Annotated in this window: 19 protein-coding genes; 2 read left to right on the top strand and 17 right to left on the bottom strand. The window is 70.3% G+C overall.

What is annotated here, in order from left to right:
• Window positions 1-16: 16 nt before the first annotated feature.
• From IAG44_RS33120 to IAG44_RS33070, 11 genes are all read right to left on the bottom strand, one after another.
• Window positions 17-856 (bottom strand): shikimate dehydrogenase, encoded by an 840-nt coding sequence (locus IAG44_RS33120; protein WP_187750762.1) that lies wholly within the window; start codon window positions 854-856, stop codon window positions 17-19.
• Window positions 857-963: 107 nt separating this feature from the next.
• Window positions 964-2,673 carry an endolytic transglycosylase MltG gene (gene mltG, locus IAG44_RS33115; RefSeq protein WP_187750761.1) on the bottom strand — a complete coding sequence of 570 codons (1,710 nt, stop codon included), beginning with the start codon at window positions 2,671-2,673 and terminating at the stop codon, window positions 964-966.
• A 132-nt stretch (window positions 2,674-2,805) separates the two neighbouring features.
• On the bottom strand, window positions 2,806-3,258 hold the full coding sequence (gene ruvX / locus IAG44_RS33110; protein ID WP_187750760.1) for a Holliday junction resolvase RuvX: 453 nt from the start codon (window positions 3,256-3,258) through the stop codon (window positions 2,806-2,808).
• Complete coding sequence (gene alaS / locus IAG44_RS33105; RefSeq protein WP_187750759.1) at window positions 3,258-5,930, bottom strand: alanine--tRNA ligase; 2,673 nt, start codon at window positions 5,928-5,930, stop codon at window positions 3,258-3,260. The genes ruvX and alaS overlap by 1 nt, the downstream gene beginning before the upstream one ends.
• Entirely contained in the window at window positions 5,930-6,262 is a 333-nt protein-coding gene (locus IAG44_RS33100; RefSeq protein ID WP_187750758.1) for a hypothetical protein, read from the bottom strand. Before IAG44_RS33100 ends, alaS begins: the two co-directional genes overlap by 1 nt.
• An 8-nt stretch (window positions 6,263-6,270) precedes the next feature.
• On the bottom strand, window positions 6,271-6,696 hold the full coding sequence (locus IAG44_RS33095; RefSeq protein WP_187750757.1) for a DUF948 domain-containing protein: 426 nt from the start codon (window positions 6,694-6,696) through the stop codon (window positions 6,271-6,273).
• A gap of 148 nt (window positions 6,697-6,844) precedes the next feature.
• Window positions 6,845-7,459 (bottom strand): 30S ribosomal protein S4, encoded by a 615-nt coding sequence (rpsD, locus tag IAG44_RS33090; protein ID WP_187750756.1) that lies wholly within the window; start codon window positions 7,457-7,459, stop codon window positions 6,845-6,847.
• Window positions 7,460-7,757: 298 nt separating this feature from the next.
• A complete protein-coding gene (locus IAG44_RS33085; protein ID WP_187750755.1) occupies window positions 7,758-9,113 on the bottom strand; it encodes a replication-associated recombination protein A in 1,356 nt (451 codons plus the stop codon).
• 42 nt (window positions 9,114-9,155) lie between these two features.
• Window positions 9,156-9,815 (bottom strand): vitamin K epoxide reductase family protein, encoded by a 660-nt coding sequence (locus IAG44_RS33080; protein WP_187750754.1) that lies wholly within the window; start codon window positions 9,813-9,815, stop codon window positions 9,156-9,158.
• A 208-nt stretch (window positions 9,816-10,023) separates the two neighbouring features.
• Window positions 10,024-11,283 carry a histidine--tRNA ligase gene (gene hisS / locus IAG44_RS33075; protein WP_187750753.1) on the bottom strand — a complete coding sequence of 420 codons (1,260 nt, stop codon included), beginning with the start codon at window positions 11,281-11,283 and terminating at the stop codon, window positions 10,024-10,026.
• A 13-nt stretch (window positions 11,284-11,296) separates the two neighbouring features.
• Window positions 11,297-12,004, bottom strand: a complete 708-nt coding sequence (locus IAG44_RS33070; protein WP_187750752.1) for an MBL fold metallo-hydrolase — start codon at window positions 12,002-12,004, stop codon at window positions 11,297-11,299.
• A gap of 153 nt (window positions 12,005-12,157) precedes the next feature.
• Between IAG44_RS33070 and IAG44_RS33065 the strand changes: the two genes are divergently transcribed.
• Both IAG44_RS33065 and IAG44_RS33060 read left to right on the top strand, forming a co-directional pair.
• A complete protein-coding gene (locus IAG44_RS33065) occupies window positions 12,158-12,985 on the top strand; it encodes a peptidylprolyl isomerase (protein ID WP_187750751.1) in 828 nt (275 codons plus the stop codon).
• Between the two features lie 146 nt (window positions 12,986-13,131).
• A complete protein-coding gene (locus IAG44_RS33060; protein ID WP_187750750.1) occupies window positions 13,132-14,361 on the top strand; it encodes a DUF349 domain-containing protein in 1,230 nt (409 codons plus the stop codon).
• A gap of 63 nt (window positions 14,362-14,424) precedes the next feature.
• On the opposite strand, the gene IAG44_RS33055 is transcribed toward IAG44_RS33060, so the two are convergent.
• The 6 genes from IAG44_RS33055 to ruvB all read right to left on the bottom strand — a co-directional run bounded on the left by IAG44_RS33055 (window position 14,425) and on the right by ruvB (window position 22,897).
• The gene (locus IAG44_RS33055; RefSeq protein ID WP_187750749.1) at window positions 14,425-17,070 is read right to left on the bottom strand and encodes a RelA/SpoT family protein; all 2,646 of its coding nucleotides are present in this window, start codon (window positions 17,068-17,070) and stop codon (window positions 14,425-14,427) included.
• A 497-nt stretch (window positions 17,071-17,567) separates the two neighbouring features.
• Window positions 17,568-18,107 (bottom strand): adenine phosphoribosyltransferase, encoded by a 540-nt coding sequence (locus IAG44_RS33050; protein WP_187750748.1) that lies wholly within the window; start codon window positions 18,105-18,107, stop codon window positions 17,568-17,570.
• On the bottom strand, window positions 18,104-19,207 hold the full coding sequence (secF, locus tag IAG44_RS33045) for a protein translocase subunit SecF (protein ID WP_187750747.1): 1,104 nt from the start codon (window positions 19,205-19,207) through the stop codon (window positions 18,104-18,106). Before secF ends, IAG44_RS33050 begins: the two co-directional genes overlap by 4 nt.
• Before the next feature lies 1 nt (window position 19,208).
• On the bottom strand, window positions 19,209-20,999 hold the full coding sequence (gene secD, locus IAG44_RS33040) for a protein translocase subunit SecD (protein WP_187750746.1): 1,791 nt from the start codon (window positions 20,997-20,999) through the stop codon (window positions 19,209-19,211).
• Window positions 21,000-21,137: 138 nt separating this feature from the next.
• Window positions 21,138-21,617: a preprotein translocase subunit YajC gene (yajC, locus tag IAG44_RS33035; RefSeq protein ID WP_187750745.1), complete on the bottom strand. Its 480-nt coding sequence runs from the start codon at window positions 21,615-21,617 to the stop codon at window positions 21,138-21,140.
• A gap of 221 nt (window positions 21,618-21,838) precedes the next feature.
• Window positions 21,839-22,897, bottom strand: coding sequence for a Holliday junction branch migration DNA helicase RuvB (ruvB, locus tag IAG44_RS33030; RefSeq protein ID WP_187750744.1), 1,059 nt, complete (start codon window positions 22,895-22,897; stop codon window positions 21,839-21,841).
• Window positions 22,898-22,973 lie beyond the last annotated feature (76 nt).

Here is a 22,973-nt window from a genome sequence, read left to right as displayed (position 1 = left end):
AGCGCCCCCGCGAACCCTAGCGGGCGGCGAGCGCGTGTTCGCCCGCTTTTCGCATGACGGTGAGCGGCGCGGGGTGCACGCCGGTCATCTGCTCGACCTGGAGGACCGCCTGGTGGACGAGGAGGTCGAGCCCGCTGACGACCGCGCCCCCGTACATCGACCAGCGCGCGGCGAGTTCGGTGGGCCAGGGGTCGTAGAGGACGTCGAAGAGGGTCGCCGGGCGTTCCGGGACGGCGTGGGCCAGCGCGTCCGTCGTCCCGGCCGGCGTCGTCGCGATGACGAGCGGCGCCCGCAGCGCCTCGGCGGCGTCGCTCCAGTCGGCCGTGCGGACGTCGACGTCGAGGCGTTCCCCCCACTGCCTCATCTCGGCGGCCCGTGCCTCGCTGCGGACGTAGGCGACGACCTCACCGGAGCAGACGCGGGAGAGCGCGGCGAGGGCGGAGGACGCGGTGGCGCCGGCGCCGAGGATCGCCGCGGACTCGACCTGCTCGACCCCGCACTCGCGCAGCGCCGCGACCATGCCGGGGATGTCGGTGTTGTCGCCGACTTTCCGCCCGTCCTCGTGGAAGACCACCGTGTTGACGGCCTCCACGGACGCCGCCGCCTCGCTGATCTCGTCCAGCAGCGGGATGACGGCGCGTTTCAGCGGCATCGTCAGCGACAGCCCCGCCCACGTCCCGTCGAGCCCGGCGACGAAGCCCGCCAGGGCCTCCTCGTCGACGTCGAACCGGTCGTAGGACCACTCCGTGAGCCCCAGCGCGTCGTACGCGGCGCGGTGCAGCACCGGGGAGAGGGAGTGCTCGATGGGGGAACCGAGCACGGCGGCCCGGCGGGCTGCGGCGGCCCGAGCTGTCATGGCACCTGTCCTTGAAACCTGTCGGACCCGTTGTCGGACGGGCTCTGTGAACCGTATTGTCCTCCACACCGTGACCGGTGTGTCCCCAGGGCCCGCACTCCGTCAGGTCAGCCCTGCCGCGTCTTGTTGAACTCCCGGACCAGTTCCTCGTGTTCGGCGAGCGTCTTGGTGAACTGGCTGGTCTTGCCGTCCATCGAGATGAAGTAGTACCAGCCGTCCTTGGTCGGGTTGAGCGCGCCGCGCAGTGCATCGTCGCCCGGGTTGTCGATGGGGCCGGGCGGCAGGCCCTTGACGTAGTACGTGTTGTACGGGTTCTTGAACCGCTTGAGCTCGGCGATCGTGAGGTCGATCTTGCTCTGGTTCTTGATGTAGTTGTAGCTGGAGTCGAACTCCACCGAGCCGTACGTCTGGGGGTTGCCGGGCTTGAGGCGGTTGTAGACGACCTCGGCCATCTTGCGGAAGTCGTCGTGGCTGATGCCCTCGGCCTGCACGAGGCTCGCGACGGTCAGCAACTGCCAGGGCCCGTCGAGGCCGAGCCGGTCGGCCTCCTTCTCCAGGCCGAGCTGCGCGTACTTCTGCGAGGCCCGGGTGACCATCTCCTTGAGCAGCGTCTCGGGCTTGTCGTTCTTGGCGATCGCGTACCGGGAGGGGTAGAGGAACCCTTCGAGCGGGTCCTTGACCTCGGGGTGGTCGAGCGCCCAGTCGGGCAGCCCGAGGTCCTTGTACTTCTCCTTGGCGACGTTCGCGGTGGTGCCCGCGGAGAGGTCGAGCCGCTTGTCGATCTGCGCGTAGACCGCGACGTTGCGGGTGCCCTCGGCGATGATCAGGTTGTTCTGGCTCTTGGGGTCGAGCATCATCGCGACGGCCGCCTTGGCGGACATCTCCTTGTTGAGCACGTACGAACCGGCCTGGATGGTGCCCGACTTGGCGTTCTGCGTGAACGCGGAGACGAACGCGTCGACGCTCTTGACCACGCCCTCGGCCTTGAGCAGCCGCCCGATCTGCGCGCCGCCCGCCCCTTTGGGAACGGTGATGGACACGGTCTCGCTCGTGCCGTCGCCCGCGTAGTCGGGGGCCGAGCCGTAGCGGTCCTCGTAGAACTGCATGCCGAAGTAGGTGACCCCGGCGAGACCGCCGCCGAAGACGAGGACGACGACGAGGCAGGCGAAGCCGTTGCGCCGCTTCTTCTTGCCGGAGTCCCCTTTGCCGCCGCGCCGCCCGCGCTCCTCGGCGGCGGTCGCGGCGACGGCTTCCTCGGCGTCCGGCTCGGGCAGTACCCCGCCGGCCGGCTCCGGTTCGGGCTCGTACTCCGGTTCCGGGTCGGGTTCGCGGCGGCGGGCCGGGGGCTCCGGGGGCGGGTAGGCGTCCTGGGTGCCGTAGAAGTCGGGCTGTTCGGCGCCGTACGCGGCGGGCTGCTGGCCGTAGGGGTCGCCGGGGTCGGCCGCGTAGGGCATCTGCGCGGCGCTGCCGCTGCCGTCCCAGCCGCCCTGGTGGTAGCCCTGCGGCTGGTTGTGGTGGGCGTACTGCTGCTGGTCGTACTGGGGGTGGACGGGGTTCCCGTACTGGTCGAACTGCTGGTCGTACGACGGCTGTTGACCGTACGAGGGCTGCTGGCCGTAGCCGGCCTGCTGGCCGCCGTCCGACCAGCCGTGGTAGGCCGCCTGCTGGTGCTGCGGCTCCTGCGGGTACTGCTGCTGGCCCCCGTAGGCAGGCTGGTGCCCCATGGGCGCCTGCTGCCCTTCCCATCCGCCGTCCCCGTACAACGGGTCCTCCGGATGCCACGGTGCGGGGCCTGGGCCCCGGCCATACTCAGTCATCGATCCCCTAGAGCCGCGAGGCGGCGGTCGCGGCTGGGGGGTCCGGCTGCGGTTCCGCCTCTTGCTGTGCGGAGGCTGTTCGAACACCTCCGCATCGCGCGGAACGTTACCGTATCGCGATCAGATGACCACTTAGACGCCCTCTCCGGGTGCTTTCCCTGACACCCGTTCGGATTCCAGGGCCTGCTGAAGGATGATCACAGCGGCGGCCTGGTCGATGACGGAGCGTCCCTTCTTCGACTTCACGCCCGAGGCGCGCAGCCCCTGACTCGCCGTCACGGTCGTCATCCGTTCGTCCACGAGCCGAACCGGAATCGGGTCTACCGCCTTGGCCAACGCCTCGGCGAAGCCCCGCACCTTCACCGCCGCCGGGCCCTCGCCCCCCTTGAGGGAACGCGGGAGCCCGACCACGATCTCGATCGGCTCGTACTCCTCGACGAGCTGCCTGAGCCGGCGCTGTGCCGCGGGCACGTCCCTGCCGGGAACGGTCTCGACCGGGGTCGCGAGGATCCCGTCGGGGTCGCACGAGGCGACCCCGATCCGGGCGTCCCCGACGTCGATCGCGAGCCGACGTCCACGTCGCATTACTTCGCCGTCTCCCCGACCAGGCGCTCGACCGCGTCCACGGCCTCGCCGACCGCGGCCGGGTTCTGGCCGCCGCCCTGGGCGACGTCCGGCTTGCCGCCGCCACCGCCGCCGAGCGTCTTGGCGGCCGTCCGCACCAGGTCACCGGCCTTCAGCCCGCGCTCGCGGGCGGCCTCGTTGGTGGCGATCACGGTGAGCGGCTTGCCGTTGTTGACGGTGAACAGGGCGACGACGGCGGCGCGCCCGCCCTGGATGCGCCCGCGCACGTCGAGGACCAGCTTGCGCAGGTCGTCCGGCGTCGTGCCGTCCGGGACCTGGCCGGTGACCAGGGCGACGCCACGGACGTCCTTGGCGGACTCGGCGAGCCCGGCGGCGGCCTGGAGGACCTTCTCCGCGCGGAACTTCTCGATCTCCTTCTCGGCGTCCTTCAGCTTGCCGAGCATCGTCGAGACCTTCTCCGGCAGTTCCTCCGGACGCCCCTTCAGCAGCTCGGTGAGCTGGTTGACGACCGTGTGCTCACGGGCCAGGAAGCTGTAGGCGTCGACGCCGACCAGGGCCTCGATCCGGCGCACGCCCGAGCCGATCGACGACTCGCCGAGCAGCTTGACCAGGCCGAGCTGCGAGGTGTTGTGGACGTGCGTGCCGCCGCACAGCTCCTTCGAGAAGTCGCCGATGGTCACGACGCGCACCCGCTCGCCGTACTTCTCGCCGAACTCGGCGATGGCGCCCTGCTTCTTGGCCTCGTCGATGCCCATGACCTCGGCGCGCACGTCGAGGTCGTGGGACAGCACCTCGTTGATCTTCTGCTCGACGTCGGTCATCACGGCCGTCGGGACGGCGGACGGCGAGCCGAAGTCGAAGCGGAAGCGGCCCGGCTGGTTCTCGGAACCGGCCTGGGCGGCCGTCGGGCCGAGCGCGTCGCGCAGGGCCTGGTGCGTGAGGTGGGTGGCCGAGTGGGCGCGGGCGATCGCCGTGCGACGGCGGGCGTCGATCGAGGCGTGGGCCTTGGCCCCGACGGTCACCTCGCCGACCTGGACGACGCCCTTGTGGACGTACACGCCCGGCACCGGCTTCTGGCAGTCGCGGACCTCGATCACGGCACCCGTGTCGACGCGGATCCGCCCGGTGTCGCCGATCTGGCCACCGCCCTCGGCGTAGAAGGGGGTGCGGTCGAGGACGATCTCGACCTCGTCGCCCTCGGTGGCGGCCGGCGAGGAGACGCCGTCGACGAGGATGCCGACGACCGTGGTCTCGCCCTCGGTGTCGGTGTAGCCGATGAAGTCGGTCTCACCGGTCCGGTCGGCGATCTCCCGGTAGGCGCCGGCGCCAGCGTGGCCGGTCTTCTTGGCCTGGGCGTCGGCCTTGGCGCGCTCCCGCTGCTCCTTCATCAGGCGCCGGAAGCCGTCCTCGTCCACGGTCAGGCCCTGTTCGGCGGCCATCTCCAGGGTGAGGTCGATCGGGAAGCCCCAGGTGTCGTGGAGCAGGAACGCCTTGTCGCCGGCGAGGACGGTGCCGCCGGCCTGCTTGGTCTCGGTGACGGCCGTGTCGAGGATGTTCGTGCCGGCCTTCAGCGTCTTGAGGAAGGCGTTCTCCTCGGCGAGGGCGACCTTCTCGATCCGCTCGCGGTCGGTGACCAGCTCCGGGTACTGCTGGCCCATCATGCCGATCACGGTGTCGACGAGGTCCAGGACGACCGGGCCGGTGGCACCGAGGAGGCGCATGTTGCGGATGGCGCGGCGCATGATCCGGCGCAGGACGTAGCCGCGCCCCTCGTTGCCGGGGGTCACGCCGTCGCCGATCAGCATCACGGACGTCCGCATGTGGTCGGTGACCACGCGCAGGGAGACGTCCGAGTCGTGGGCGTCGCCGTAGGCCACGCCGGTCAGCTCGGTCGCCTTCTTGATGACGGCCATGGAGGTGTCGATCTCGTACATGTTCTGCACGCCCTGCAGAATCATGGCGAGGCGTTCCAGGCCGAGGCCGGTGTCGATGTTCTTGCTGGGGAGTTCGCCCAGGATCTCGAAGTTGTCCTTGCCGATGCCCTGGCCGCGCTCGTACTGCATGAAGACGAGGTTCCAGATCTCGACGTACCGCTCGTCGTTGACGGCCGGGCCGCCCTCGACGCCGAACTCCGGGCCGCGGTCGTAGTTGATCTCGGAACACGGGCCGCAGGGTCCGGGGACGCCCATCGACCAGTAGTTGTCCTTCATGCCCAGGCGCTGGATGCGCTCCTTCGGCACGCCGACGACCTCGTGCCAGATGCGCTCGGCCTCGTCGTCCTCCAGGTAGACGGTGATCCACAGACGCTCGGGGTCGAGGCCGTAACCGCCCTTGTCCTGGGGGCTGGTCAGCAGCTCCCAGGCGTACTTGATGGCGCCTTCCTTGAAGTAGTCGCCGAAGGAGAAGTTGCCGCACATCTGGAAGAACGTGCCGTGGCGGGTGGTCTTGCCGACCTCTTCGATGTCGGGGGTGCGCACGCACTTCTGCACGCTGGTGGCGCGCGCCCACGGCGGCTTGACCTCACCGAGGAAGTACGGCTTGAAGGGGACCATGCCGGCCGGAACGAGGAGCAGAGTCGGGTCGTCCGCGATGAGCGACGCCGAAGGCACGACGGTGTGCCCGCGCTCCTCGTAGAAGCTCAGCCAGCGGCGGCGGATTTCAGCCGACTCCATCAGTGGTCCTCATTCCGGTTGTACGTATACGTCGTGTGGGGGTGGGTCTTGTTCTCGATGGCGACGATGCGCCGGGGTGCGGGAAGTCCGGGTGCCGACTCGATGCCGAGCGCGTCCTCCAGCTCGGCCTCCCGCTGGGCCATGCCCTCGCGGACGTCGTGCGCGAAGTCGATCGCGCGGTCCTTGAGGCGGGCGCCCGTCTCGATCGCCTTGTTCGCCGCGGTGGCGGCCAGGCTCTCGGGGGTGAGCTGCCTCAGCTTGCGGTTGACCTTGGTGGTGGCCCAGACACCGGCTGCGACGCCAGTCGTGAACCAGAACGTACGGCGGAACATCGCTGCTCTCAGTCCCTCTTCCCACGGGCGCGCTTCTCCCGCCGGGAGACCGTCCGGCCCACGATCACGGTACGGCGGGGGTCGTCCTCTTTACGGCCGCCGAGCGCGCGGCGTACGCCGTACCCGAACGCGGCCACCTTCACCAGGGGGCCGCCGAACGTCGAGGCGACCGTCGTCGACAGCGCGGAGGCGTTGGAGGTGACCTCCTGGACGTCCGACGCGATCGCGTCGACCCGCTCGATCTGCGTCTGCGCGGAACGCACGGCCGTTGAGGCGTCCGCGAGCAGCGGGACGGCCTGGTCGGTCACGTCCGCCACGAGCTTCGTGGTCGCCCTGAGCGTCTGGGCCAGCCTCACCAGCGCGACGGCGAGGAAGGAGACCAGGATCGCCCAGAAGACGGCCACGATGATCCCGGCTACCTCTCCTCCGGACACCGCCGCACCCACTCCCTGACGCGTAAAACTTGCCTCCCGGGAGCCTATCGCGCCCAGCGCAGCGCTCTGTACCGCATTACGGGCACGCGAAAGCCCGCCGCCCCCAAGGGGACAGCGGGCTCCGAGTGGTACTACAACCGCCGAAAAATCAGCGGGCGTAGTACTCGACGACCAGCTGCTCGTCGCAGATGACCGGAACTTCCTTGCGGTTCGGCTCGCGGTCCAGGCGGAACGCCAGGGCCTTGAGGTTCACCTGGAGGTAGCGCGGGGTCTCGCCGTCCGCGGCGAAGCCACCCTCACGGGCGATCGTGAAGAGCGTCTTCTCCTTGGAGCGCTCGCGCACCTGGACGACGTCGTCGGGACGGACACGGAACGAGGGCTTGTCGGTCTTCTGACCGTTGACCTCGATGTGGCCGTGGACGACCATCTGGCGGGCCTGGTAGATCGTGCGGGCGATGCCCGAACGCAGGACCAGGGCGTCGAGACGGCGCTCCAGCTCCACGATCAGGGCCTCACCGGTCTTGCCCTGGACCTTGGAGGCGCGCTCGTAGGCGCGGACGAGCTGACGCTCGGAGATGTCGTACTGCGCGCGCAGCCGCTGCTTCTCGAGCAGACGGACCTTGTAGTCCGAGTTCTGCTTGCGGCCACGGCCGTGCTCGCCCGGCGGGTAGGGGCGGGCCTCGAAGTACTTGACGGCCTTCGGCGTCAGCGCGATGCCGAGGGCACGCGACTTCTTGACCTTGGGGCGGGACTGGTTCGCCACTTCGTTCTCTCCGTAATGTTTCTTCGGCTTGTCAGCAGCAACGGGAGGTCGCAATCCGCAGCCGGGGAAACCCTCTCCGCCGAGGCGGTTCGGGCAGCCGCTCCCCTGATCTGGGCACATACGTGCAGCACGCGAGTGGCCCACCGACCGGTTCCCGCCCTGGGGCGGATGGTGGTGGGCTGCCCGCGACACCGTTCGACGGTGCGCGACGCTCCTGGATCCCCCTCGCGGGGGTTCCGGCCGGTCGTCCCGCTCTGACAGCGCGGGACACGGCACTTCGGGCGAGTCTACAGGGCGCTCAGGACCGCTTGCGACCGAGGTGCTTCCTGGTCCACTCGACGGCGTCCGCGTACCGCGCCTCCGCGCCGTGTCTCGTCGGGGTGTAGTACTCGCGGTCCTTGATCTGGTCCGGGGCGTACTGCTGCTCGGCGATGCCCTCGGGGAGGTCGTGCGGGTAGACGTACCCCTGCGCGTGCCCCAGCTTGGCGGCGCCCTTGTAGTGCCCGTCGCGCAGATGCGTCGGCACCGGTCCGGCCAGGCCCTTGCGGACGTCCTCCAGGGCGGCGCCGATCGCGGTCGTCGCCGCGTTGGACTTGGGGGCGAGCGCGAGGGCGATGGTGGCGTGGCTGAGGGTGAGGGCGGCCTCGGGGAAGCCGATCATGGCGACGGCCTGCGCGGCGGCGACGGCTATGGGCAGGGCGCCCGGGTCCGCGAGGCCGATGTCCTCGCTGGCGGAGATCATCAGACGGCGGGCGATGAAGCGGGGGTCCTCGCCGGCCTCGATCATGCGGGCGAGGTAGTGCAGGGCGGCGTCGACGTCGGAGCCCCGGATGGACTTGATGAGGGCGCTGGCGACGTCGTAGTGCTGGTCGCCGTCGCGGTCGTACTTGACGGCCGCGCGGTCGACGGTCTGTTCCAGGGTGGCGAGGGTGATCTCGGTCTCGCCCTGGTCGAGGGCGGCGCCGGCGGCGGCTTCGAGGGCGGTGAGGGCGCGGCGGGCGTCGCCGCCGGCGATGCGCAGGAGGTGGTCCTCGGTGTCCTCGGGGAGGGTGACGGCGTTCTTGAGGCCGCGGTCGTCGGTGACGGCCCTGCGGAGCAGGCCGCGCAGGTCGTCGTCCGTGAGGGGTTCGAGGGTGAGGAGGAGGGAGCGGGACAGGAGGGGGGAGATGACCGAGAAGTAGGGGTTCTCGGTGGTCGCGGCGATGAGGGTGACCCAGCGGTTCTCGACGGCCGGGAGGAGGGAGTCCTGCTGGGCCTTGCTGAAGCGGTGGATCTCGTCGAGGAAGAGGACGGTCTCCTTGCCGTAGCCGCCGCTGGCCCGGCGCGCGCCGTCGATGACCGCGCGGACCTCCTTGACGCCCGCGGTGATCGCGGACAGCTCCACGAACCGCTTGTTGGTGGCCTTGGAGACGACGTACGCGAGGGTGGTCTTGCCCGTGCCCGGCGGGCCCCAGAGGATCACCGAGGAGGCTCCGGCGGGCCCGCCCGCGCCCTCGCCGACCAGGCGGCGCAGGGGCGAGCCGGGTTTCAGGAGATGCTGCTGGCCCGCGACCTCGTCGAGCGTGCGCGGGCGCATCCGGACCGCCAGGGGGCTTTTGGTCGGGTCCTTCTCCTGGCGGTCTTCGGCGGCTGCGGTGAACAGGTCGGGCTCCACACGGAAACCCTAAGCGACGCCACTGACAATCCCCTCAGGGTGTCAGCTCGTCCAGAAGTCCCACCAGCGCGTCAGGATCAGCATGCCGATGATCCCGATGTGCACGGCCGGCAGCACCCACGTGAACTCGCCGAAGAAGCTCTTCAGCCAGCCCGGCGCGGGCAGGAAGCCGTGCCGGACGTTGAACGAGGTCACGTACCAGAACATGATGATCGTCGCGACCCAGGCCAGCGAGCACCACAGGCACAGCGCGTTGATCCGGTACAGGGACTGGAACTGGAGCCACGTGCAGAACCCGACCCCGAACAGCGTGCCGAAGTTGAAGGTGAGCCAGTACCAGCGGGGGAAGCGGGCGCGGCCCAGCAGGGTCATGCCGACGGCGATGACGATGCCGTAGCAGACGAGGCCGAGCATGGGGTTGGGGAACCCGAAGACGGCGGCCTGCTTGGACTCCATGACGCTGCCGCAGGAGACGACCGGGTTGAGGCTGCAGCCGGGGACGAAGGTCTTGCCCTCGACCTTGGCTTCGAGCAGCTTGAACTTGTCGATCGTGATCACCCAGGCGGCGAGCAGCCCCGCCGCGCCGGTGATCACCAGCATCAGCGCGAACGCCCGGCTGCCGCCCGCCGCGCCGGGCACGTCGGCGGTGGCGTGCTCCGGGTCGCGGTCCATGGAGACCTCTTTGACTGTCGTCTTGCTCATCACGCCGATCCGTCAAATCGAGAGGGGCCTGCTTCTGGCAGCGCTCATTGTGCCGCACCCGGGCTTGCGCCCACCGTTCGATGGACATAAGGACGGGCGGCCGGAAGCCTGTTCAGGACAGGCTTCCGGCCCGGGAGAACGCGGTCGGGAATCGCCCGCGCGGAGGATTTCCGCCTCGTCGCGTTGACGGTTGAGAAGACGGTGTGAACTACAGCCGGGACGTCACTTCCGCCGTGATCCGGTCGAGCGCGACGGCCGTCTGCTCGCCCGACTCCATGTCCTTGAGCTGGACGACGCCCTCGACGAGGTCCCGCTCGCCGGCGACGAGCGCGTAGCGGGCGCCCGAGCGGTGGGCGTTCTTCATGGCGCCCTTGAGTCCCTTGCCGCCGTAGGAGAAGTCGGCGGCGACGCCGGCCCGGCGCAACTCGTTGACCTTGGTGAACAGGACGCGGCGGGCCTCGTCGCCGAGGGGGACGGCGAAGACGGAGGTGGCCGGCGGGAGGTCGAGGGTGATGCCCTCCGCCTCCAGGGCGAGGACCGTGCGGTCGACGCCGAGGGCCCAGCCGACGGACGGGAGGGATGGGCCGCCGATCATCTCGGAGAGGCCGTCGTAGCGTCCGCCGCCGCCGACGGCGGACTGGGCGCCGAGGCCGTCGTGGACGAACTCGAAGGTCGTGCGGGTGTAGTAGTCGAGGCCGCGGACCAGCTTGGGGTCGTCCTCGAAGGCGACGTCCTCGGCGGTCAGGAGGGCGCGGACCTCCTCGTGGTACGTCTTGCAGGCGGCGCAGAGGTAGTCCTGGAGCAGGGGGGCGCCGGTGAGCTGCCTGCGGACGTCGGCGCGCTTGTCGTCGAGGACGCGCAGGGGGTTGATCTCGGCGCGGCGCAGGGTCTCCTCGTCGAGGTCGAGGCCGCGCAGGAAGGTCTGCAGGGCCTCGCGGTAGAGGGGGCGGCACTCCTGGTCGCCGAGGCTGTTGAGGAGGATGCGGAAGCCGCGCAGGCCGAGTGAGCGGTACGCCCGGTCGGCGAGGAGGATCAGCTCGGCGTCGAGGGCGGGGTCCTCGGTGCCGATGGCCTCGGCGCCGATCTGGGAGAAGTGGCGGTAGCGGCCCTTCTGGGGGGCTTCGTAGCGGTAGTAGGAGCCGGAGTACCAGAGCTTGACGGGGAGGTTGCCCTGCCGGTGCAGGTTCGCCTCCAGCGTGGCGCGCAGGGTGCCGGCGGTGCCTTCGGGGCGCAGGGCGATCCGGTCGCCGCCCTTGGTCTCGAAGGCGTACATCTCCTTGGTGACGATGTCGGTGGACTCGCCGACGCCGCGCGCGAAGAGTTCGACGTTCTCGAAGCCGGGCGTCTCGATGTAGCCGTAGCCGGAGGTGCGCAGGGGTGCGGCGAGCGCGTCACGGACCGCCAGGAATGCGGCGGATTCGGGCGGCAGGAGGTCGTAGGTGCCCTTGGGGGCCTGGAAGGTGCTCACGGAAGATCTCTCGTCATATTCCTCGGCGGGGAGCGTCGGACGCTCCCCGGCCGTCGGCCACCTGTCGCAGATAGGCGTTGGTGGCGCGTTCGCGGCCGATGGTGGTCTGGGGGCCGTGTCCGGAGAGGACCACGGTGGAATCGTCGAGCGGCAGGCAGACACGGGCCAGGGAGGCGAGCATGTCGTCCATGGAGCCGCCCGGCAGGTCGGTGCGGCCGATGGAGCCGGCGAAGAGCAGGTCCCCGGAGAAGAACACCGACGGGATGTCGGCGGACTCGGGCAGCCGGAACGTCACCGACCCCCGCGTATGGCCCGGCGCGTGCGCGACGGTGAGTTCCAGACCGGCCAGTTCGAGGCGGGCGCCGTCGGTGAGTTCGCGGACGTCGTCCGGCTCCCCGATGGTGAGTTCGCCGAGCAGTGGCATCCCGATGGACCGGCCGAGGGCCTTCTCGGGGTCGCTCATCATGTAGCGGTCCTCGGGGTGGATCCAGGCGGGCACGTCGTGCGCGCCGCACACCGGGACGACCGAGGCCACGTGGTCGAGGTGGCCGTGGGTGAGGACGACGGCGACGGGCTTGAGCCGATGTTTCGCGAGCGCTTCCTCGACTCCGGGGGCCGCCTCGTGGCCCGGGTCGATGATCACGCACTCCTCACCGGCGGCCGGGGCGACGAGATAACAGTTCGTCCCCCAGGCCCCGGCGGGGAACCCGGCAATGAGCACGATCGTCCTTCGTTTGTCTCGATACGGGGGGCTTGCGCACAGCGCGACCCACGTCAGAGCCTACCGGCGCTGCCGTTTCCTCAGCGAACCCATATACGGTACGGGGCACACACAGGAGCGAACCGACGCACGAGACGCACGAGGAGAAGACCGGTGGTCACCCAGGAACAGCGGAAGCGGCAGCTCGCGCGGGAGAAGTTCTTGCGGCAGCAGCAACGGCGCACCGCCGCCCGGCGCAAGGCCCGTGTGCGCAACTCGGTGATCGCGTCGGTGCTCGCGGTGGCCGTCGTCGGCGGGGTGACGCTGTACGCGACGGGCGCCTTCAAGGACGACGGCAAGAAGAAGTCGGACGACGTCGCGGCGTCCCCGTCGGCCGGGCCGAGCAAGGGTCCCGACCCGTGCGCGAAGCCGGCCGCGGGCGCGGTGAAGACCGAGACGTGGAAGACCGCGCCGAAGCTCGCGATCGACAAGTCGGCGAAGTACACGATGACGCTGGACACGACGTGCGGCGAGATCGGCATCGCGCTGAAGGCGTCGGCCGCCCCGCAGACGGTCAACTCGTTCGACTTCCTGGCCGGCAAGGGCTACTTCGACCACTCGAAGTGCCACCGGCTCACCACCGAGGGCATCTACGTCCTGCAGTGCGGCGACCCGACCGGCAAGGGCACCGGCGGTCCCGGCTACACGATCCCGGACGAGAACCTGAAGGACGCCTCCCTCAAGAACAACATCTACCCAGCGGGCACGGTCGCGATGGCCAACACCGGCCAGCCGCACACCGGCGGCAGCCAGTTCTTCCTGGTCTACCAGGACAGCCAACTGCCGCCCCAGTACACCCCGTTCGGCACGGTGTCGGCCGAGGGCATGAAGGTCCTCAAGAAGATCGCGGACGCGGGCGCGCAGCCCGCCGACCCGACGACCGGCAACACCGCCCCGAACGCGACGGTCGTGATCGACAAGGCGACGGTCGCGAAGTCCTGACGAATCCCCGGCGGCGGGCGGCGTAATTTCGGTCGCGCTGGATGCGGACAGGCACGCCGCCGTTCGCCTATGTTGGCCAAGACGAAACTGTGGACGATGCCCGGGGGTGCGAAAACCTCGCGCAGGCATCATGTGGAGGAGGCGCTGTGAGCAGCGACCCGTGGGGCCGCGTCGACGAGACGGGGACCGTGTACGTGCGTACGGCCGACGGCGAGCAGGTCGTCGGTTCCTGGCAGGCCGGCTCTCCCGAGGAGGCGCTGGCCTACTTCGAGCGCAAGTACGAGGGCCTGGTGGTCGAGATCGGCCTCCTGGAGAAGCGCGTGCGCACGACCGACCTGTCCGCCAAGGACGCGCAGGTGGCGATCGACCACCTCCGCGAGCAGGTCGACGCGCACCACGCGGTCGGTGACCTGGCGTCGCTGAAGGAGCGGCTGGACGCGCTGGTGGCGACGGTCGAGTCCCGGCGCGAGGAGCGCAAGCAGCAGCGGGCCAAGCAGTCCGAGGAGGCCCGCAAGGCCAAGGAGGAGCTGGTCGCGGAGGCCGAGCAGCTGGCCCAGTCCGACCAGTGGCGGGCGGCCGGCGAACGGCTGCGGGCCCTGGTGGACACCTGGAAGGGCCTGCCGCGCCTGGACCGCAAGTCGGACGACGAGCTGTGGCACCGCTTCTCGCACGCCCGCTCGGCGTTCTCCAAGCGGCGCAAGGCGCACTTCGCGCAGCTCGACGCGCAGCGCGAGGACGCCCGCCGGATCAAGGAGCGGCTGGTCGCGGAGGCCGAGTCGCTGTCGTCGTCCCAGGACTGGGGTCCGACGGCGGCCCGTTACCGCGAGCTGATGGCGGACTGGAAGGCCGCGGGCCGCGCCCAGCGCGAGCACGAGGACGACCTGTGGAACCGCTTCCGGGGCGCGCAGGACGTGTTCTTCGCGGCCCGCAGCGGGGTCTTCGCCGAGCGGGACGCGGAGCAGACGGAGAACCTGAAGCTGAAGGAGGAGCTGGCCGGGGAGGCCGAGAAGCTGCTGCCGATCGGCGATCTGAAGTCGGCGCGCGCGGCCTTCCGCTCGATCAACGAGCGCTGGGAGGCCATCGGGCACGTCCCGCGTGACGCCCGGCCGAAGGTCGAGGGCCGGATGCACGCGGTCGAGCGGGCCCTCCAGGACGCCGAGGAGACCGAGTGGCGGCGCACCAACCCCGAGGCGCGTGCCCGCGCGGCCGGTCTGACGGGTCAGCTCCAGGCCGCCGTCGACAAGCTGAAGGGCCAGATCGAGACGGCTCGCGCGCAGGGCAACAACTCCCGCGCGGACAAGCTGGAGCGTGAGCTGGAGGGGCGTCAGGCGCTGCTGGACCAGGCGCTGAAGGGGCTGCAGGAGTTCGGCGGCTGAGTCAGCTGTATGTGAGAAGGGGCCGGGCATTCAGCCCGGCCCCTTCTCGTTGTCGTCTGACGTCTACGGCCGTCGCGCCGACGTCACCCGGTACACGTCGTACACGCCCTCCACGCCCCGCACCGCCTTCAGGACGTGCCCGAGGTGTTTCGGGTCGCCCATCTCGAAGGTGAAGCGGGAGGTGGCGACGCGGTCGCGGGAGGTCTGGACGGCCGCCGAGAGGATGTTGACGTGCTGGTCGGACAGGACGCGGGTGACGTCCGACAGCAGCCGGGAGCGGTCCAGCGCCTCGACCTGGATCGCGACCAGGAACACCGAGGACTGGGTGGGCGCCCACTCGACGTCCAGGATGCGCTCGGGCTCGCGGGACAGTGACTCCACGTTGACGCAGTCGCTGCGGTGAACCGATACGCCACTACCCCGGGTGACGAACCCGATGATCGGATCGCCGGGCACGGGCGTGCAGCAGCGGGCCAGCTTGACCCACACGTCGTCGACGCCCTTGACGACCACACCGGGGTCGTTGTTGCTGCGCCGCTTGCGCCCGCGCGTCCGGGACGGCGGTACGGCCTCGTCGATCTCCTCGGTGGCCGCCTCCTCGCCGCCGAGCGCCTGGACGAGCTTCTGGACGACGCCCTGCGCCGCGACATGGCCCTCGCCGATCGCCGCGTACAGGGAGGAGATGTCGGGGTAGCGCATCTCGTGCGCCAGGGTGACCAGGGAGTCGCCGGTGAGGATGCGCTGGATCGGCAGGTTCTGCTTGCGCATCGCGCGGGCGATGGCGTCCTTGCCCTGCTCGATCGCCTCGTCGCGGCGCTCCTTGGAGAACCAGGCGCGGATCTTGTTGCGGGCGCGGGGCGACTTGACGAAGTTCAGCCAGTCCCGGGAGGGGCCGGCGCCGGCCGCCTTGGAGGTGAAGACCTCGACGAGGTCGCCGTTGTCGAGGGTCGACTCCAGCGGGACGAGCCGGCCGTTGACGCGGGCCCCTATCGTGCGGTGGCCGACCTCGGTGTGCACGGCGTAGGAGAAGTCGACGGGGGTCGCGCCGGCCGGGAGCGCTATGACGTCGCCCTTGGGGGTGAAGACGAAGACCTCGTTGCGGGACAGGTCGAAGCGCAGGGACTCCAGGAACTCGCTGGGGTCCTCGGTCTCCTTCTGCCAGTCGAGGAGCTGGCGCAGCCACGCCATGTCGTTGAGGTGGTCGTCCTTGCCCTTGCCGGCCTTGGGGACGTCCGTGCGGACCTTGGAGGCGCCCGCCACCGCCTCCTGCTTGTACTTCCAGTGCGCGGCGATGCCGTACTCGGCGCGGCGGTGCATGTCGAACGTGCGGATCTGGAGTTCGACCGGCTTGCCGTTGGGGCCGATGACCGTCGTGTGCAGCGACTGGTACATGTTGAACTTGGGCATCGCGATGTAGTCCTTGAACCGGCCGGGGACCGGGTTCCATCGCGCGTGGACGGTGCCGAGGGCGGCGTAGCAGTCGCGGACGGTGTCCACGAGGACGCGGATGCCCACCAGGTCGTAGATCTCCGCGAAGTCGCGGCCTCGGACGATCATCTTCTGGTAGACGGAGTAGTAGTGCTTGGGGCGGCCGGTGACCGTCGCCTTGATGCGGGCGGCGCGCAGGTCGGACTGGACCTCGTCGGTCACTATGGCCAGGTACTCGTCACGCTTCGGCGCGCGCTCGGCGACCAGGCGGACGATCTCGTCGTACATCTTGGGGTAGAGGATCGCGAACGCCAGATCCTCCAGTTCCCACTTGATGGTGTTCATGCCCAGGCGATGGGCGAGCGGCGCGTAGATCTCCAGCGTCTCGCGCGCCTTCTTCTCCTGCTTCTCGCGCTTGAGATAGCGCATCGTGCGCATGTTGTGCAGGCGGTCGGCGAGCTTGATGACCAGGACGCGGGGGTCCTTGGCCATCGCGACGACCATCTTGCGCACGGTCTCGGCCTGCGCCGCCTCGCCGAACTTGACCTTGTCCAGCTTGGTCACGCCGTCGACCAGCAGCGCCACGACGTCGCCGAAGTCGCGGCGCAGGTCGTCGAGGCCGTACTCGGTGTCCTCGACGGTGTCGTGCAGCAGGCCCGCCATCAGCGTGGCCGGATCCATGCCGAGTTCGGCGAGGATCGTCGTGACGGCGAGGGGGTGCGTGATGTACGGGTCGCCGCTCTTGCGCTTCTGGCCCCGGTGCCAGCGCTCGGCCACCTGGTACGCCCGCTCGATCTGGCGCAGCGTCGCCGTCTCGATCTTCGGGTCGTTGCTCCGCACGATCCGCAGCAGCGGCTCAAGGACCGGGTTGTACGGGTTCGCCCGCTGAACACCGAGCCTGGCCAGCCGCGCGCGGACCCGGTTCGAGGAACCGGTACGGGCGGGCTGGGGCGCGGGCGCGGGACGCGAGGCGGAGGCGCCGGCGGGGGTCACGGAGCGGGCCACGGAGGCACCGGACGTGGACGCCGGCGAGGAGGGCGCGGACGCCGGGCGCTCGGGCGCGGAGGCACCGGACGCGGGCGTCGGCGAGGAGGGTGTGGACGCCGGGCGCTCGGGCGGGGCCGGCTTGGGGCGCGGCTCTTCGGGCTGGCGGTCGGCGGGAGCGGTGCGGTCGTGCTCCACCGGTCCGCCGACCCCGTGTCCACGCGACGCGGGGCGCGCCGCCTGCGCCGATTCGCTCTCGGGCTTGGCGGCGGTCAGGTGCTGGGCCTCGTCTGGCAAGAGGACTCCTCGTGCGCGATCCGGGTCCCCGGTCAGGCTCCGGAGCCCCCATCGTAGCGATCCCACGCCCCCGCATCCCCTCCAGCCGCCACCGAACCCCGTCCACCCCCGAAACACCGGGGGTGGACGGGGAGATTCCCTCCGGGGGTACGGACGAGGAACGGCGGGTGGGGACGACGCGTCGACCGGGCGGGGTGCCGACCGGCGGGACGGTGGTGAGACGCCGCCGGGACGAGAAGGAACCGGCGGGCGGGCAAGGCGGCGGGGCCGGCCCGCGAGCTGGTCGCGGCAGACGGTGCTCGGTGTGCTGCCCGGTCCACCGGCACGCCGCTCAGTTCACCGGCGTACGTGCCCAGGCGACCCCGCTGCCTCGTCGGCCCCCTGCTTCGCCGCCCCTCGGCCTCACCGGCCTCCGTGTTCCGTCGCTTCTCGATGGCGCCCGGCATGCCGAAAGGCGGGCGCCGGAAGGGTCCGGGGCCCGCCTTTCGGGGGTGTGGTCAGATCGTCAGCAGGGATTCCACCGGGGCGCCGCGGAGGGCGGAGTCCAGGCGGGGGCGGCCGCTCAGGAAGGTCAGTTCCATGAGGATCGCGACGCCGGAGACCTCCGCTCCGGCGCGGTGGATCAGCTGGATCGCCGCCTCCGCCGTGCCGCCGGTCGCGAGGACGTCGTCGACGATGAGGACGCGGTCGTCGGCCGAGAGGTCTTCCGCGTGGATCTCGATCTCCGCCGAGCCGTACTCCAGGTCGTAGGACTGGGAGAGGGTGGCGCCGGGAAGCTTGCCGGCCTTGCGGACGGGGATGAAGCCGAGGCCCGCACGGACGGCGACGGGGGCGCCGAGGATGAAGCCGCGCGCTTCGAGGCCGACGACCTTCGTGGCCCCGGTCCGCTCGGCGATCTCGGCGAACGCGTCGGTGAGCGCGGTGAACGCCGCCGGGTCCGCGAGCAGCGGCGTGATGTCCTTGAACATCACCCCGGGCTCGGGGTAGTCCGCGACGTCACGGATCCGGCTGAGCAGCAGTTCCTTGATGTCGGTCACCGGCGCTTCCCCGAGGGTCGGCCGCGGCCCCGGTTACGGGCGGCGGGCTGGCTGCGCGGACCGACGACCGCGTGGGCGGCGTCGTCGTCCTCGGGCTCGTCCAGCGGCTCGGGCCTCGGCTCGGTCTCCGTGCCCGCCTGTGCCCGCTTCGCGAGGACCCGCTTGCGCAGTGCCTTGATCTGCGGCTCGCGCTCCTTGAGGTCGGCGACGAGCGGCGTCGCGATGAAGATCGACGAGTACGCGCCGGCCGCGAGGCCGACGAACAGCGACAGGGAGATGTCGTTGAGCGTGCCCGCCCCGAGGAAGCCGCCGCCGATGAACAGCAGACCGGCGACCGGCAGCAGCGCCACGACGGTCGTGTTGACCGAGCGGACCAGCGTGCCGTTGATGGAGTGGTTCGCGATGTCGCTGTACGTCGACCTGGTCTGCTTGGTGATGTCCTTCGTCTGCTCCTTGAGCGAGTCGAAGACGACGACCGTGTCGTACAGCGAGTACCCGAGGATCGTCAGCAGACCGATGACCGTACCGGGCGTGACCTCGAACCCGACGAGCGCGTACACACCGACGGTGATGGTGATGTCGTGGATCAGCGCGACGAGCGCCGCGATGGCCATCCGCCACTCGAAGGCGATCGCCAGGTAGATCACGACGAGCACCATGAAGATCGCGAGGCCCTGCCACGCCTTGTTGGCGATCTGGTCACCCCAGCTCGGGCCGACCAGGTCCGCGGCGATCTTCTCGGTGTCGACCTTGAAGTCCTCGGCCAGCTTGTTCTTGATCTGGTCGGACTGCTTGGTGTCCATGCCGGCGATCTGGATGCGCAGCGAGCCGTTGCCGAGCTTCTGCACGACCGCCTCGTGGCCGGACGCCTCCTTGGCGTAGTCCTCCGCCTGGGAGACGGACACGCTCGTCTTCGGGGTGGTGAAGACGGCGCCGCCCTGGAAGTCGATGCCCATGTTCAGCCCGCGCACCGCGAGGCCGACGATCGCCGTGATGGTGATCAGGATCGAGATGCCGTACCAGAGCTTGCGGTGGCCGATGAAGTCGTAGGAGATCTCGCCTCGGTGCAGCCGGGCGCCGATGTTCCCGAGTTTCGACATCTCACGCCTCCTTCGGGTCGACGGGGCCGGCGAGCGGGCCGGCGGGACGGCGGGTGCGGCGCAGCGGCGCCTTCGCACCGAGCCCCTTCGGGTCGAGGCCGGACCACTTGTGGCCGCCGCCGTAGAACTTGGTGCGCGCGACCAGCGTCATCAGCGGCTTGGTGAAGAAGAACACCACGACGACGTCGAGGACGGTGGTCAGGCCCAGCGTGAACGCGAAGCCCTGGACCTTGCCGACGGTGACGACGAACAGCACCGCGGCGGCGAGGAACGACACGAAGTCGGAGACCAGGATGGTGCGCCGGGCGCGCGGCCAGGCCCGCTCGACGGCGGGACGCAGCGAGCGGCCCTCACGGACCTCGTCCCGGATGCGTTCGAAGTACACGATGAACGAGTCGGCGGTGATACCGATGGCGACGATCGCGCCGCAGACGGCCGGCAGGTTCAGCGCGAAGCCGATGGCCGGGCCGAGCAGCGACATCAGCAGGTACGTCAGCGCCGCCGAGACCAGCAGCGAGGCGATCGCGATGAGGGAGAGGCCCCGGTAGAAGGCGATCAGGTAGATCACGACGAGCGCGAGGCCGATCGCGCCGGCGAGCAGACCGGCGTGCAGCTGCTCACCGCCGAGCGCGGCGGTCACGGTCGTCACGCTCTGCTCCTTGAAGGAGAGCGGGAGCGCGCCGTACGACAGCATGTTGGCGAGGCCCTGTGCCTCGTCCGCCGTGAAGGACCCGGAGATCTGGGCCTGGCCGCCGGTGATGGCGGACTGGACGTACGGGCTGGAGACGACCTGGCCGTCGAGGACGATGCCGAACTCGTTCTGCGGCTGCTGGTTCTGCGCGAGCTTGCCGGTGATGTCCGCGAACTTCTTGGCGCCCTTGCTGGTGAAGTTCATGGTGACCTGCCAGCCGGCGGCGGTCTGGGTGTCGAAGACCGCGTCGGCCTTCTTCACCTCGGTGCCGTCGACGCCGGCCGGGCCGAGCAGGTACTTGTACCAGACCTTGTTGATCTCGCCGCAGGCCACGATCGAGTCGGTGGGCTTGGCGCCCTCGCCGGCCTTGGCGCGCTGCTCGGGCTTGGAGCAGTCGAGCGCGGCGTACTCGGCCTGGAGCTTGGCGTCGCCGCCGGTCGCGGGGGCGGGGCTCGGGGTGGCCGCAGGGGCCGCGGGCTCGCTCGCGGAGGGGGACGGCGACGGGGTGCCGTCGGCGCGCAGGGAGTCGGTGACCGCGCGGCCCTGGGTCGTGGCGGAGGGGGAGGCCGAGGAGCTGGCCTTCTCGCCGGTGCCGGCGGACTCGGACGACCCGGACGAGCCGGAGGGGGACGCCGACGGGCTCGGGCTGCCGCTGGGCGAGCCCGAGGGGGACGGGGACGGGCTGGTCGCCGCGACGCCGGTGGCCTCCTGGGCGAGGACCGGACGGAAGTACAGCTTGGCGGTCGTACCGACCTGGGCCCGGGCCTCCTCGGAGTTGGTGCCCTTGGGGATGTTGACGATGATGTTCGTCTCGCCCTGAGTCTGCACCTCCGCCTCGGACACGCCCAGGCCGTTGACACGGCGGTTCATGATCTCGACCGCGGTGTCCATGTTCGACTTGTTGATCGCCGAACCCTGGTCCGCCTTGGCCTCGAGCGTGATGCTCGTGCCGCCGGCCAGGTCGATACCGAGGCGCGGCGTGGTGTCTCCGGTGGCGAACATGCCCGCCGTGAGCCCCACGATGGCGATCAGGATCAGGGCCAGCGAGCGCCCCGGCTTGCTCTGGGCACTCGCGCTCCTGCCCTTTTTAGGTGCTGCCACCTTCTCGTACTCCCTCTCGGGCCGCCGCGCGCCCTGGTCGGCGCGGGGCGGCTGCCACTGACATGGTGTCGGGAATCCCCCGCGAGATGCGCACACCCCGGGACACGCGGGTCGGGCCCGCGCGCGCCGGGGGTGTGACTACTTCTTCGCGTCGGACTCGCCGTCGTCGGTCTTCTTCGGCTCCTCGCCGGTCTCGGTCTCGTCCTTCTTGCCGAGGTCGACGGGCTTGTCGTCGGAGGCGGCGGCAGCGTCGGAAGGCTCGTCGGCCTCGGCGGTCTCGGTGAGGGAGGAGGCGTCGTCCGGAACGATGTCGGAGTCGGACTTCAGGTCGGCCTCGATGCCGTGGACGATGCGGTTGTACTCCTCGTCCGACAGCACCGCGCCGATGGCGTTCTTCGCGAAGAGCAGTTCGACACCCGGGCCGGCGTCCAGGAGGACCGTGTCCTCGTTGGCCTCCTTGACCGTCGCGTACATCCCCCCGATCGTGCGGACGCCACTGCCGGGCTGCATCTGGTTCCGCATGTCGGCTGCCTGCTGCTGCTTCTTCTTGGCCGACCGGGTCATCAGGAACATGGCCCCGATGAGCACGATGAACGGGAGGAGGGTCACGAGACTCACGGGTCGGAACTTCCTTCACACGACCGCGTTGGTGAGCGGCCTGATGGATGGGGGATTTCGGATGCCGCCGACGAGGGCGGCATCGGCGGAGTCTAAGCGAGTCCGCGTACAGGGAACAACGTTCAGCATGGCACCTGGGTTCCTTACCCGGCCAATACCTTCGCCGGTGATCGAGCCGTGTCTCGGCTGTGATGCGGCGGTGAGGAACGGTCAGGATATTGTCATGCGCCGAACATCTCCTGCTGGCCGCCGCCCGCCGCCTGCCGGGGCGGGGTCAGACCCAGGTGCACCCAGGCCGCCGGCGTCGCGACCCGGCCCCTGGGGGTGCGGGCCAGCAGGCCCTCCCGCACCAGGAACGGCTCGGCGACCTCCTCCACCGTCTCCCGCTCCTCCCCCACCGCGACCGCCAGCGTCGACAGGCCCACCGGTCCGCCGCCGAACAGTTTCAGCAACGCCTCCAGGACCGCGCGGTCCAGCCGGTCCAGGCCCCGGCCGTCCACCTCGTACACCTTCAGGGCCGCGCCCGCGATGTCCCTCGTGATCACGCCGTCCGCCTTGACCTGCGCGTAGTCGCGGACGCGGCGCAGCAGGCGGTTCGCGATGCGCGGGGTGCCGCGGGAGCGGCCGGCGATCTCCGCGGCGCCGGCCGCGTCGATCTCGACGTCCAGGAGGTTGGCCGAACGGTGCACCACCCGCTGGAGTTCGGCCGGTTCGTAGAACTCCATGTGCGCGGTGAAGCCGAAGCGGTCCCTGAGGGGCGGCGGGAGCAGGCCGGCCCTCGTCGTCGCGCCGACCAGGGTGAACGGGGGGAGTTCCAGCGGGATCGCGGTCGCGCCGGGGCCCTTGCCGACGATCACGTCGACCCGGAAGTCCTCCATCGCCATGTACAGCATCTCCTCGGCCGGCCTCGACATGCGGTGGATCTCGTCGAGGAACAGGACCTCGCCCTCCTGGAGCGAGGAGAGGATCGCGGCCAGGTCGCCCGCGTGCTGGATCGCCGGGCCGCTGGTGATGCGGATCGGGGCGCCCATCTCGGCGGCGATGATCATCGAGAGGGTGGTCTTGCCGAGGCCGGGTGCGCCGGAGAGGAGGACGTGGTCGGCGGTCGCGCCCCGGGCGCGGGCTGCCTTGAGGACGAGGTCGAGCTGTTCCCTGACCTTCTCCTGGCCGATGAACTCGCCCAGGTCCTTGGGGCGGAGGGCGGCTTCGACGGCTTGGTCCTCGCGGTCCGCCGACGCGGCGACCAGTCGGTCCTCGTCGGTCGTTTCGTCCCAGTTCATTGGTGCGCCTCAGGGGTTGGGGGGTTGGTGTTCGGTGGCGAGTGCGGGTTCGTCGTGGTTGATCGCGCAGTTCCCC

The sequence above is a fragment of the Streptomyces roseirectus genome, from assembly GCF_014489635.1.
GTDB lineage: Bacteria > Actinomycetota > Actinomycetes > Streptomycetales > Streptomycetaceae > Streptomyces > Streptomyces roseirectus.
Note: the sequence above shows the minus strand (reverse complement) of the source record. Positions and strands in the feature narration are given on the sequence as shown.